Genomic DNA, 12,731 nt, shown 5'->3' with positions numbered 1-12,731 from the left:
ACTATTAAACTTTGAATATACCCGAGAAAAACATTCCTGAGAATTGTAAAGTTGAGATGGATTTTAAAAAATTCTTCTTGTGAAAAATTATTTTTAGGAAAACTTGTTTTTATTTGCGACTGCTAACTACTGATAACCACTAATTACTAGCTACCAATTACCCATGATAAGTGACGAACCGAAAACTTTACATATTGCCCATTTAGGACCATTAGGTACATATGCCGAAGCTGTTGCTATTAATTATACTAATTTCCTGAAAGAAAAGGCCGAAGTGAAAACTCAGTTGTGTCCTTATCCCAGCATTGCTGAAACATTATACGCTGTAGATTCTAAGGAAACAGATTTAGCTGTGATACCTGTAGAAAACTCTATTGAGGGAAGCGTGAGAGTCACTATGGATACATTATGGCAATTAGATGATTTACAAATTAATCTAGCCTTAGTTATGCCAATTTGTCATGCTCTTGTCTCAAATGCTAAAAGCTTGGAGACAATTGAAAAAGTTTACTCCCATCCCCAAGCTCTTGCTCAATGTCAGAAATGGCTAAATGCATTCTTACCTAATGCACAGCTAATTCCGACAAAATCTACAACTGAAGCATTAGGAATACTAGATCAAGAATCGACCACAGCAACGATTTCTTCCAAGCGTGCGGCGCAAATATATAATTTACCGATTCTAGCCAGCAGCATTAATGATAGTCCAGAAAACTACACTCGTTTTTGGATAATTAGTAGAGTTGACGTTGACGTACCTGATATTTATCCCCATTCTTCTGTTGCTAAAAGCACTCACACCTCATTAGCCTTTAGTCTACCTGCAAATATTCCTGGCGCTTTGGTTAAACCCTTAGAGGTCTTTTCTCAACTTGGTATAAATCTCAGTCGCATCGAGTCTCGACCTACTAAACGCTCCCTAGGAGAATATTTATTTTTTATAGATTTAGAAGCTGATGATAGCCAATCAGAAATACAATTGGCACTCACCGAACTTAGTAAGCATACAGAAATACTGAAGGTTTTTGGCAGTTACAATGTCCTGCAGATTAGCAAGTCAAGCAACTAACTGCTAACTAGAATAATTAGCCAGTACTTAGTATTAACTAACCCCTATAGTTTTGATTTAATGTGTCTTTAAGAACTGTACGAGCAGCTAAATGATTGCGAGTAGAAGTTAAAATTTCTGCTTCCCGTTCTAAACGAGCAGCAGTATCTTGTATTTCTAAAAGTGCTTGTTGCTCCAAAGGAACACTTCTCAGATTATACGCAACCCAATATGAAAGCTCTAAAGGTAACTCTGGCAAATCGTCTGGTAGTTCAATTGGTTGTTCAGTGAGTTTTGCTGATAAACGAACTACATCTTGCAGCAATTGTTCCACTTCTGTTGCAACTGTTCGCAAGTCTTGACTGGGTGGCTCGTCTTCTATCCATTCTACTAACCCTACGTAATAAGGCTTTTCTCGAATGTACTCCAAGACGCGAAATCTTTGCTGTCCTAAAGTTACCATTTTCATCCGATCGTCTGGATAACGTTGATAGTGAACAATTTCAGCACAGCAACCAACATTCGCAATTGAGCCTTTTACTGGATCTACCATCAGCACACCGAACCTTCGATCGCTTTGCAAGATCGTGTTCATCATCATCCGGTAGCGAAATTCAAATATATGTAGGGGTAAAGGTCTGGAAGGAAATAACACTAACTCCTTTATGGGGAATAGAGGTAATTCGCGAACCGCAATATTAGAAGAAGATGACATTGTAACCTTGGTATAAATTTAATCTTTATAAAGTTATTTTTAGATTCCCCGTATTTTGCTATTCTAGCATTTTATGATTCGGCTATAAAAAACCTTGAGGAAATCTATATCAAACACTAGTAAAGATTGAAACATCATAAATAAGAATATTTTTATAAGAAGATTAAAAATCTTCGTACCTAAATATCAATTCAATATCTACAAATTTAAACCCATGACTTACAATTAAGTATCTTTTATTACTTTATTTTTGTTGGTTGTATGAAGTTATTAACTCAATATTATTTGCCCAATTGAGAATACATAATCAAGTGTGATTAAGATTTTTAGATCTAATGAATTAGCTATCTGTAGACAAAGACAAGTTAATTAATGTTAGATATTAATTAATCTTAGATAGCATTCTTTTATTTCTAGATTTTTAAATTAACAATTATATTTCTGATAGAAATCATAAAAAAAAATTACATATAATTTCCACATATCAAGGACTATATTTTTGCCTCAGGATATTTTTTGCTTCCTATCCCCTTTATAGCAAAATATAATTTTCTGACCCATACACTTACTGCTATAAAAACTTAATTTGCTAAAGCTTAAATCAACTCAATTCATTACATTATTTAGATAAAGATTGAAGATTTTGTATTGAATTTAAACTTATAAAGCGATGATAGAAATTATTGTGAAACAAATTCATATCCAGAATCACAAATATGATTCCTAGTAGACAGGGATTTATTAACAACATTTTTGTTCAAATACAAATTCTGCGGGAGATAATTCCCCGCAGATATGACGTAACAGTGCAATCTTAACTGTTACGTGGTTTATTTATTCGTCTCACTACTCACTTTGATGCGATTGACTATTAGTTGTTATTATTATGTAAGTTTTCAGTATTTAAAATCTTACTCAGCCACAAATAAAACAACAAAGCAAACTAATAACTAGTAAAAATATAACTGATTACAATTTGACTTCAATATCCACACCAGATGGTAAATCCAATTTCATTAGAGCATCAATAGTTTTAGAAGATGGCTGATAAATATCGATGATACGGCGATGAGTACGTGTTTCAAAATGTTCCCTAGAGTCCTTATCAACGTGAGGCGAGCGCAAAACACAGTAAATTCGACGTTTTGTCGGCAGGGGTATAGGACCAATAGCTGTAGCGTTGGTACGGTTTGCTGTATCAACAATCTTCTCGCAAGATGTATCTAGTAAACGACGGTCAAAAGCTTGTAAGCGAATTCTGATTTTTTGCTGTTGTTGTAAAGTGGCCATTTCTTTAGTTTTCCTGGTTCAGATGAAAGAAGCTAGTAAAGCTTATTTGAAAAATTAGAGTATCGTTCGGCTTATTAAAGCAGCTTGTGCTTCTACATATTAATAGACGAACAATAATAATTATGAGCTAGCGGAAATTAAATAATTACTTGAGTAGCAATGTATAGCTCTTCTAGAAAAAGTAAATTTACGATCGCTCATAATATAGTTCGAGAAATACAATTCAAATGATGGGAAAAGAGCAGAGAATAATTTCAGCATCTCTGCTCCTCCTTCATTTAAGGTAAACAGGTGTTACTTTACGATCTTGGAAACAACACCAGCACCAATTGTACGACCACCTTCACGAATAGCAAAACGCATTCCTGTTTCAATCGCAATTGGGTTGATTAATTCCACATTCATTTTAATGCGGTCTCCAGGCATTACCATTTCTGCAACGCTACCATCATCTGCAGTAAAAGATTTGATGGTACCGGTTACGTCAGTGGTTCGCACGTAGAACTGAGGGCGATAACCAGAAAAGAATGGAGTCTTACGACCACCTTCTTTATCAGTTAAAACATACACTTCACCTTCAAATTCAGTGTGTGGTGTAATGCTACCTGGCTTAGCAAGAACCATACCGCGTTCTACGTCAGTTTTTTGCAGACCGCGCAATAATACTCCAGCATTATCCCCAGCCATACCTTCATCAAGACTCTTTTTGAACATCTCGATTCCAGTTACGGTGGTGCTGCGGGTATCTCTAATTCCAACAAGCTCTACCTGATCGCCAACTTTAACAACACCACGCTCAATTCTACCAGTCGCTACGGTACCACGACCTGTGATAGAAAATACGTCTTCAACTGCCATCAAGAAAGGCTTATCTACAGCCCGCTCGGGAGTAGGAATATAAGAATCTACCTTATCCATCAAGTCATAGATTTTATCTACCCACTCGTTATCGCCCCGTTGTGTTGAGGGGTTAGCAATCATATGCTCTAGTGCTTGCAAACCAGAACCTGCTATCACAGGAATTTCATCACCAGGGAAGTCATAACTGCTCAGCAATTCTTGGACTTCTAATTCCACCAATTCCAGCAGTTCATCATCATCCACCATGTCTTTCTTATTTAAAAAGACAACGATGTTGGGCACGCCCACTTGTTTTGCTAAGAGGATGTGCTCCCGGGTTTGGGGCATAGGACCATCAGCTGCGGATACTACCAAAATAGCACCATCCATCTGAGCAGCACCTGTGATCATATTTTTCACATAGTCTGCGTGTCCGGGACAATCTACGTGAGCATAGTGACGATTTTCAGTCTCATACTCCACGTGAGCAGTGTTAATAGTAATACCCCGAGCTTTTTCTTCTGGGGCGTTATCGATTTCATCATACTTTTTGGCCGCAGCTTGACCTAAAGCCGATAAGGTCATGGTGATAGCTGCTGTTAAAGTAGTTTTACCGTGGTCAACGTGACCAATAGTACCAATATTAACGTGGGGTTTATTTCTTTCAAACTTTGCGCGTGCCATGAGTACTCGTTTTTTTTCCTTTTCTAGTTATGCGTTCCCTTTACTTTTAGCGATGATTGCCTCACTGACGTTGCGAGGCACTTCCTCGTAACTACTAAATTCCATGGAGAAGACGCCCCGACCTTGGGTCTTGGAGCGGATGTCTGTAGCATAACCAAACATTTCCGCCAATGGAACTTTAGCAGTCACTTTTGAAAGACCCTGTTCGGATCCCATCCCTTCAATTTGACCCCGACGAGAGTTCAAATCGCCCATCACATCCCCAAGGAAGTTTTCTGGTACTTCTACCTCAACTTTCATCATGGGTTCTAATAGGACTGGTGAAGCCTTCATTGTGGCAGCTTTCATCGCCATAGAACCAGCAATTTTGAATGCCATCTCTGAAGAATCTACGTCGTGGTAAGACCCATCTATCAATGTTGCCTTGACGTCAATTAAGGGATACCCTGCTAGGATACCCGATTCACAGGTTTCTTTCATTCCCTGCTCTACTGGCGCAACATATTCTCTGGGTACTGAACCACCGACTATTTTAGAGACAAATTCAAAACCGCTTCCCGCTTTTCCTGGCTCTAAGTCGATTACGACATGACCGTACTGACCTTTACCACCACTTTGGCGGATGAATTTACCTTCTACCTTAGTAACAGCTTTGCGGATAGTTTCGCGATAAGCTACCTGTGGTGCGCCAACATTTGCTTCAACTTTAAATTCTCGTAACATTCTATCTACGAGAATCTCTAAGTGTAACTCTCCCATTCCCGCAATCACGGTTTGGTTAGTTTCAGGGTTGACGCTGACACGAAAAGTGGGATCTTCTTCCGAAAGCGCTTGTAACGCTTTTGAAAGCTTTTCCATATCGTTCTTGGTTTTGGGTTCAACCGCAACCGAGATCACAGGTTCTGGAATAAATAGGGATTCCAAAATTACCGGCGAATCCTCATCACAAAGAGTATCACCTGTCAAGGTCTCTTTCAATCCTACTGCTGCTCCCAAATCCCCTGCTCGCAGTTCATCAACATCCTGCCGATCATCTGCCTTCATTAAAACTAGGCGGGAAATTCGTTCTTTCTTACCTTTTGTCGCATTATAAACATAGCTACCTTTCTTGAAGATGCCAGAATAAACTCGAATAAAGGTTAAACGACCGTAAGGATCGGCCATCACTTTGAAAGCAAGTGCAGCTAAGGGGGCTTCGTCGTCGGCAAATCTTTCGACTGTTTCGCCACTTGGTAATGTACCTTGAATTGGGGGTACATCTATAGGTGCTGGCAGGTAATTTACCACAGCATCCAAGAGCAACTGCACACCCTTGTTTTTAAATGCCGAACCGCACAGCATCGGTACAATCGTACCGTCTATAGTTCCTTTTCTCAGAGCTAGCTGGATCTCTTCTTCTGTGATTTCTTCTCCTTCGAAGTACTTTGTCATCAAATCATCAGAAGTTTCAGCTACCGCTTCAATTAATTTTGTACGATATTCTTCAACTATTTCTTGTACTTCGGCGGGAATATCTGTTTCTTCAATATCAGTTCCTTGGTCGTTGTTGTAGATGTATGCACGCATCTTGACCAAGTCGACTATTCCACGAAACTCGCTCTCACTACCAATTGGTAATTGGATTGGAACAGCGTTGGTTCGCATGCGATCGCATACTTGCTCGTGAACCTTGAAGAAATCCGCACCAATACGATCCATTTTGTTTACAAAAATGATCCTTGGTACTTTATAACGATCTGCTTGTCGCCATACAGTTTCGGTTTGGGGTTGTACACCACCTACTGAGCATAGAACTGTGATAACACCATCTAATACCCGCATGGAGCGCTCAACTTCGATGGTGAAGTCTACGTGACCGGGAGTATCAATTATGTTTATTTGATGATCTTTCCAACTAGTGCTAATAGCAGCAGCAGTAATTGTAATTCCTCGCTCCCGTTCTTGAGCCATCCAGTCGGTTACCGCTGTTCCCTCGTGAACCTCACCAATTTTGTGAATAATCCCGGAGTAAAACAGTATTCTCTCAGTCGTAGTTGTTTTGCCCGCGTCTATATGTGCTGCGATGCCAATATTACGCACCTTTTCCAGCGGGTTAGTACGTGCCACAGCTGCCTCCTATACCTTTCGCCTCATGATATCTTGTATATTACACTTTGTTAAGAATATATACTCTTACGGGAACCCGCCTTCTTTATATAAAGATTTGATATATTCATTCGCGGCAATTATCAGTTAACTGTCAATTGGTTAACAGTTAACTGTTCATAATTAGTAACGATAGTGGGCAAAAGCCTTATTCGCTTCTGCCATTCGATGTGTTTCTTCCCGTTTACGAATAGCATTACCAGTTTCGTTAGCTGCATCCATTAATTCATTGGCTAACCTATTCGCCATTGTTTTGCCGGGACGTTCCCGAGAGAATCTTACAAGCCAACGGAGTGCCAATGTTGTACCTCGATCGGAACGAACTTCCATTGGTACTTGGTAAGTTGCACCACCAACCCGTCGAGCTTTAACTTCTACCAAAGGAGTAACATTTTGAACTGCTCTTTCAAATGTTTCCAATGGATCGTTTCCTGTTCTCTGCTCAATTGTTTTCATCGCATCATAAACAAGTCTTGCAGCCAGTGATTTTTTCCCATGACGCATAATTCGTCGAATCATCATGCTGACTAAACGACTGTTATATACTGAGTCAGGAGGAACTGGACGTCTTTGAATAACACCACGACGAGACATAATTAACTCTTAAATTTATGTTTGGCAACGAGATTATATGATATCTAAGAATTGAGAATTTGTTAGCGCAAACCATCGAAATAAGCTTACTATTCGACGAATCAGGCTTTTCACTCTTTTCTTAATTTTGGCTTTTCCGAAAGCAGTGCTACTTCCTACTGTTGTCTTTTACTGGACATATAAGGCGACAACATTATATACCTTATTTGTGATATCTTCGCCCTTCGAATAAGTAGAGAATTGTAAATAACTCTCAAAATTAATGCTTATCATCAGTAATACTTGTTAACTGTTCGGATAAGCATTTCCCATTCAAAACACTCAATGTTAATCACAGACTTAAAAAGAGTTTATCTGCAGGAAATCATCTGTTTCTAGGAAATTAGCCAACTGGAAATCATTAGCAAATTAGAGCGGCGTAAGCCCTTGCATGGACTATTGCCGCTCAGAAAGCCTTATTCGGGTCAATTTGTTTTAGATTCATCTGACACTTTTGGCGATTCATGGGGTAAGCACAATAGGAAATTGCATTTATCCCTTAGGACGTTTTGTCCCATATTTGGAACGACCTTGTTTGCGATCTTTTACTCCCGCCGTATCTAAAGTGCCGCGGATAATGTGATACCGTACACCAGGTAAATCTTTTACCCTACCGCCACGAATCATGACAACCGAGTGTTCTTGTAAGTTGTGTCCAATCCCTGGGATATAAGCTGTTACCTCAAATCCAGAAGTTAACCTTACCCTTGCTACTTTACGTAGTGCTGAGTTAGGTTTCTTCGGGGTTGTTGTATATACCCTGGTGCACACTCCCCGACGTTGGGGGCATCTTTTCAGAGCTGGCGATTTAGTCTTTTGGCGCGCCAGTTCGCGTTCGTTTCTAATTAGCTGCTGTATGGTTGGCATGAGTTACAGCCCATGAAGCTGCGTTTAATCTTAGTTTTAACAAATCGATATTATACAGTTTGCCATTGGTGGCTGTCAAACATAATTTTAGATGCAAAATTTTCAAGCTTGCTTCAACGACCACAAATTTGATTGCACAATGATGTCAGAAGCTGCAAGCAAGAAAACTAAATTTCTGAAAATATATTTGGTAGATAATAATATTCGCCTGATAACTTTGGCTAATAACTAAAAAATTTTTATTTATTCTTGAGAGAAGGAATTACCACAACCACAGCTAGAAACAGCTTGAGGATTTTGAAAACGGAATCCCCCACCCATTAAATCCTCAGCGTAATCTAGTTTTAGTCCCTCGACATATTTCAAGCTACCTGCATCTATAGCAACTTTAATTCCTTGTGATTCATAAATGACATCTTCTAGATTGTGGTTTGAAATAAAAGATAAATCATAGAATAAGCCAGAACAGCCACCTTGTTTGACAGATAGTCTAAATAAAAGCTCGGATTGAGAACGTTTTGATTTTAACCGTTCAATTTCATTAGCTGCGGATTGAGAAATATGAATCATTGATTCCGTTATTTTAATATTTAAAACCCCATCTCTAATATCTTACAGATGGGGTAAACACAAGAATTTTGGTTGGTAATCTATATATTAAATAAAAATATAGCCAAACTTAAAGTAAAAATTTACCAGAATTTGGGGTGAATACTCGCGTCTTCCCCTATGAAAACGGTGTGAGTTCTCCCAAAGGTAGACGCGACAGGAATGCTTGTTTAATAAAAGCTCGGTGAGTTTCACCAAATACGGCGAAGATTCTAGCTATTTGTACGAGAGTAATCGTCTTGGAAGCGAATAATATCGTCTTCTCCTAAATATTCGCCATTTTGAACTTCAATAAGTACTAAAGGAATAACGCCAGGATTTTCCAAGCGATGTTCTGTACACTGTGGAACATAGGTTGATTGATTGTTGCTTAACAGAATTTCTTCTGAGCCACAAACTACTTTTGCTGTGCCGGATACAACAATCCAGTGCTCGCTACGATGATGATGCATCTGCAGGCTCAAACGATGTCCGGGTTTAACCTCAATACGCTTGATCTTGTATCCGCGACCTTCTTCCAGAACTGTGAAAGAACCCCAGGGACGCAACTCCGTAGCAGCAACACCTCTAGGAGTAACAGCAGGAGGAAATGTCAAGGATTCAACTTCTGTAGCTTCTTGGAATTGAGACATAATTACCTCTTTTTGTTGGTAAGCAGGATAAATCGGTTGGTGACCTTAACCATTGATGGAAAATATGCCGTAATTTTGCAACCGTGGAAATCAGCAATTCGTAGCACCCTTGCCAAACATAACAAAAACTCGCAGGCCAGTGTATTAAATAACTTTGCCCATCTGAAAATCTACATCAACTCTTTATTAAGCAAAAGTCAAAATCAATCTTAACTTCATTAAACTTGAAATTGCAGGTCAACAATTATACCAAGCATTTATTTGCTTTTCTTGGCTTGGGAGATCGATTCTATCTTCACTACAAGCAACTGTGAATATAACCCTACTTAGCTTTCTATTTACTTGCTTTTACTAGTTGGTTGGAGAAAAATTCCAATTCCGTTGTGTACCCTTGCTGCGGTATTAGGAGAACGGTCAACTAATTGACCTCCAAGGTAAAGACTAGTTGAACTACCCCCATCCAAATTTAAAGCATTGATACACCCCATTCGCTGCATTAACTGGGCATGTTCTGCTAACGTTGGACCTTTACCACCTACACGATTGTGTACTGCAGCAATTATTAAGCGACCAGATGCAGTAGTACAAATAGCACTACGAACAGCTTTTTGTCTTGCAAAAGCTTTACTGAAGTTTTCCCGAGTTGCATCTAGCACAATGCGACGATTTTGCAACAGTAGTGGCCCAGCTCCGAGAATATGCGGATAACGATTAAATTCAACAGGAAAACTCGAACTAGCAATACGCAAAACAGAACCCACAGTCAAATTCAGGAGTTGATTGTTACCTGCGCCACGAGAAGTAATTAAATAACCATCTCTAGGAATGGGAATAGATTGCTCCCCTGCTTTGTTTGTTTGTAACTTGCTAAAAATTCGGTTTTTACGGACAACTAAAACCACTTCGTTGTCTGTTAAAGGTATATATGCCAATCCCCAAACTGGCGTATAGCGGGCAATTCCTGTTTGCACATAGCCACTATTAAGGGTAGAAATAGTTAATTTTTGTTGATTTGGAGCGATTAAAGTTTCCCTTAAACTCAAGCGACCCATATAAAATTGTCCGGAATCATTCCACGCGATCGCACCTCTATTAAGAATAGGACTTGATAACCACTGTCCATTTTGTCTAATTGCACCTAGAGGTAAGCGATTTTTGCGATTAAAGAAACCTCCATTAATAGCAGCCGCAGCAACATAGTTTTGGGCAGTTTTAATTAATGGTGCTGTGCCTACAAGGGTGCTGGGATTAGACCAAATCGGTCTAAGCTGAATGTTAAAAGAACGGGGATTTACTTCTAACCATCTAACAGCAAAGCTTTCTGTGGCTAAGTTAACAAATTGTTGTCGCCAAAGCAATCCTGGAGCCCAAGTTATATCTCGGGCTACCATTGCATCTGGTCTGACATCAATAATTAAACGATTAGGATTACCCACGCTACTAACCCGGGGTTCGTAACCAAATGGTACGCTCAAACGAATTAAGGTTTGGTTCTTAACGACTTCTATTTGTTTAATTAGTGGTTCAGGAGCGTTGATGTTGATGTCGTCAGAACTTGAAGAAACTGGGTTGAGATTTTCTTGAGAAGAATTTAACTGTAAAGCTGATGATAATACTGGACGAGGCGCGTAGCGTTTTAGCAAACGAGGATTAGCATTTCCGTGTAGAGTAATTGTCCAATCTCGATTTAGTGGGGGGAGTTTCGGTTGATTTTTTTGAGTTTTAGGCGTGGAATTTGTGAGTTTAGGAGTTTTAAGTTTGGGGTTTTTGAGTTCAGGATTTTTAAGTTTAGGATTCTCAATTTTAGGATTCTCAAGTTTAGGAAGCTGAGGACGTGGCTTTCTTTTTCTGGGTGCTTCTTGTCTGATTTGCCAAGGTGTCGGGCGATCCAAATCCACTATTACCTGTTCAATGTCTCCTCGCTTTCCCTGAAGAATATTTTTAATATTTGCTGTTCGAGTATATATACTTAAAGTGCTGCCATTATTTTTTATTTGCCACCCTTTACTTGCAGCTAAACTTGTAATATCTAAATATCTATATCCTGTTGTTAGCCAACCAGATAGAATAAAAGGCTGTTTAAATGAAGAAAACCACTGAATAGGTTGTCTAGCTGGCTGTTGACTATTTAATAAATCTATCCCAAAAATTTGCTTCAGCGCTCCATCACTAAGATAAGTAAGTGTTGATTTTTTGTTTCCCTGACGTTGCAACCAAGCTCCAGAAAATTTCTTTCCATTAAGAATAATTTGATAACCTGAAGCAACTACACCCCCGCGATTAACTATGGAATGAGAATTTCTTTCAGAAGATAATTTTAGTCCAGAGGTTGAATTTGCTGATGCAACAGAATGGTTAGTAAAGAAGAATAGTCCAAACAAAAGCAGTAAAGACAAAGAATCCTTAAAACGCTTATAATTACAACTATTCGTGATGTTACAGATTGATAAAAACAAGTAGTTATTGACTTTTTCTACCATGATTTTCATTCACTCTTAAAAACTATTTTTTAGGTATCTGCGAAGTTTTGGTTTACAAGTATCATTTTCAGCAAAATGATCGTCGAGACTTATTTTTATCCCTCTTCTCCAGGAAACATGCAATTCAGATTCTTTTTTAGCAGTCGAAATTTAAAAGTCATGAAATGATGAAGTTTTTACTTACAACTTCCCTCGCACTATGAAGGTATAAAATTAAAATTTTTTGTTGGTGGAATAAAATGTAAGATGGGTTTTAAAGTCTGGCATGATAAGGTATATATAGTTAAACATCCTTTTGCAAACATTTAAACAAGTTTTTTTTTGACATAAATACTGAAAATTTATGTGAAACTTCTTACTAACTAACAGTCAACTTGCTGCAAATAATTGCAGAAAAAAATAGAACTCAATATTGATAGCTTAGTCTTAGGATTATTTGCTACTTAAGTGAGGTGAAAATGGTAGCAGCATTAACTGAAACGGCTTATGTGCGAACAAGTGAAGTTTTGGAATTGTCAAATGGCCATATAGTGTAATACGCTGATTTGTAATGCGCTGATTTTAGTGCAGAAACACTTAAACAAAATGTATACAAATTGAAGGTCGGTAAAGTCTTTAATTCTAATTACTCTCACTGAGATTGAGAATCTTAATGAAGTATTGAATTGAAAGTTGGAGCCGAGCTAACTTTTTTGTCTAAATTTGTCTAAAACGATGAATTGAGATAATAGACACCTTCAAAAATATTAAACTGTTTGTATAAGCTCATCAGGATAAGCTGTAACTCA

General features: G+C 38.5%; 10 protein-coding genes. 1 reads left to right on the top strand and 9 read right to left on the bottom strand.

What is annotated here, in order from left to right:
* The first annotated feature begins 163 nt into the window (after positions 1-163).
* Entirely contained in the window at positions 164-1,069 is a 906-nt protein-coding gene (pheA, locus tag BC008_RS07465) for a prephenate dehydratase (RefSeq protein ID WP_027840931.1), read from the top strand.
* A gap of 37 nt (positions 1,070-1,106) precedes the next feature.
* Here the strand turns inward: pheA and BC008_RS07460 are convergent, their stop codons facing one another.
* From BC008_RS07460 to BC008_RS07420, 9 genes are all read right to left on the bottom strand, one after another.
* Positions 1,107-1,763, bottom strand: coding sequence for an LON peptidase substrate-binding domain-containing protein (locus BC008_RS07460; protein WP_027840930.1), 657 nt, complete (start codon positions 1,761-1,763; stop codon positions 1,107-1,109).
* Positions 1,764-2,732: 969 nt separating this feature from the next.
* On the bottom strand, positions 2,733-3,053 hold the full coding sequence (gene rpsJ / locus BC008_RS07455; RefSeq protein ID WP_027840929.1) for a 30S ribosomal protein S10: 321 nt from the start codon (positions 3,051-3,053) through the stop codon (positions 2,733-2,735).
* Positions 3,054-3,347: 294 nt separating this feature from the next.
* The gene (tuf, locus tag BC008_RS07450) at positions 3,348-4,577 is read right to left on the bottom strand and encodes an elongation factor Tu (protein WP_027840928.1); all 1,230 of its coding nucleotides are present in this window, start codon (positions 4,575-4,577) and stop codon (positions 3,348-3,350) included.
* Between the two features lie 27 nt (positions 4,578-4,604).
* Positions 4,605-6,683, bottom strand: coding sequence for an elongation factor G (gene fusA / locus BC008_RS07445; RefSeq protein ID WP_027840927.1), 2,079 nt, complete (start codon positions 6,681-6,683; stop codon positions 4,605-4,607).
* 162 nt (positions 6,684-6,845) lie between these two features.
* Positions 6,846-7,316, bottom strand: coding sequence for a 30S ribosomal protein S7 (gene rpsG, locus BC008_RS07440; protein WP_027840926.1), 471 nt, complete (start codon positions 7,314-7,316; stop codon positions 6,846-6,848).
* 531 nt (positions 7,317-7,847) lie between these two features.
* The gene (gene rpsL, locus BC008_RS07435; RefSeq protein WP_027840925.1) at positions 7,848-8,222 is read right to left on the bottom strand and encodes a 30S ribosomal protein S12; all 375 of its coding nucleotides are present in this window, start codon (positions 8,220-8,222) and stop codon (positions 7,848-7,850) included.
* Between the two features lie 243 nt (positions 8,223-8,465).
* Complete coding sequence (locus BC008_RS07430; RefSeq protein WP_027840924.1) at positions 8,466-8,792, bottom strand: HesB/IscA family protein; 327 nt, start codon at positions 8,790-8,792, stop codon at positions 8,466-8,468.
* Positions 8,793-9,043: 251 nt separating this feature from the next.
* Positions 9,044-9,463 carry a phosphomannose isomerase type II C-terminal cupin domain gene (locus tag BC008_RS07425; RefSeq protein WP_027840923.1) on the bottom strand — a complete coding sequence of 140 codons (420 nt, stop codon included), beginning with the start codon at positions 9,461-9,463 and terminating at the stop codon, positions 9,044-9,046.
* A gap of 338 nt (positions 9,464-9,801) precedes the next feature.
* Positions 9,802-11,943: a phosphodiester glycosidase family protein gene (locus BC008_RS07420; protein WP_058183389.1), complete on the bottom strand. Its 2,142-nt coding sequence runs from the start codon at positions 11,941-11,943 to the stop codon at positions 9,802-9,804.
* Between the last annotated feature and the right edge of the window lie 788 nt (positions 11,944-12,731).

This window comes from Mastigocoleus testarum BC008, assembly GCF_001456025.1.
GTDB classification, from domain to species: domain Bacteria; phylum Cyanobacteriota; class Cyanobacteriia; order Cyanobacteriales; family Nostocaceae; genus Mastigocoleus; species Mastigocoleus testarum.
Note: the sequence above shows the minus strand (reverse complement) of the source record. Positions and strands in the feature narration are given on the sequence as shown.

What these genes read in the sequence shown, in the direction of transcription:
- pheA (WP_027840931.1), top strand. Translation starts at nt 164, where the DNA reads ATGATAAGTGACGAACCGAAAACTTTACATATTGCCCATTTAGGACCA.
- tuf (WP_027840928.1), bottom strand. Translation starts at nt 4,577, where the DNA reads ATGGCACGCGCAAAGTTTGAAAGAAATAAACCCCACGTTAATATTGGT.
- BC008_RS07430 (WP_027840924.1), bottom strand. Translation starts at nt 8,792, where the DNA reads ATGATTCATATTTCTCAATCCGCAGCTAATGAAATTGAACGGTTAAAA.
- rpsG (WP_027840926.1), bottom strand. Translation starts at nt 7,316, where the DNA reads ATGTCTCGTCGTGGTGTTATTCAAAGACGTCCAGTTCCTCCTGACTCA.
- rpsJ (WP_027840929.1), bottom strand. Translation starts at nt 3,053, where the DNA reads ATGGCCACTTTACAACAACAGCAAAAAATCAGAATTCGCTTACAAGCT.
- rpsL (WP_027840925.1), bottom strand. Translation starts at nt 8,222, where the DNA reads ATGCCAACCATACAGCAGCTAATTAGAAACGAACGCGAACTGGCGCGC.
- BC008_RS07460 (WP_027840930.1), bottom strand. Translation starts at nt 1,763, where the DNA reads ATGTCATCTTCTTCTAATATTGCGGTTCGCGAATTACCTCTATTCCCC.
- BC008_RS07420 (WP_058183389.1), bottom strand. Translation starts at nt 11,943, where the DNA reads ATGGTAGAAAAAGTCAATAACTACTTGTTTTTATCAATCTGTAACATC.
- BC008_RS07425 (WP_027840923.1), bottom strand. Translation starts at nt 9,463, where the DNA reads ATGTCTCAATTCCAAGAAGCTACAGAAGTTGAATCCTTGACATTTCCT.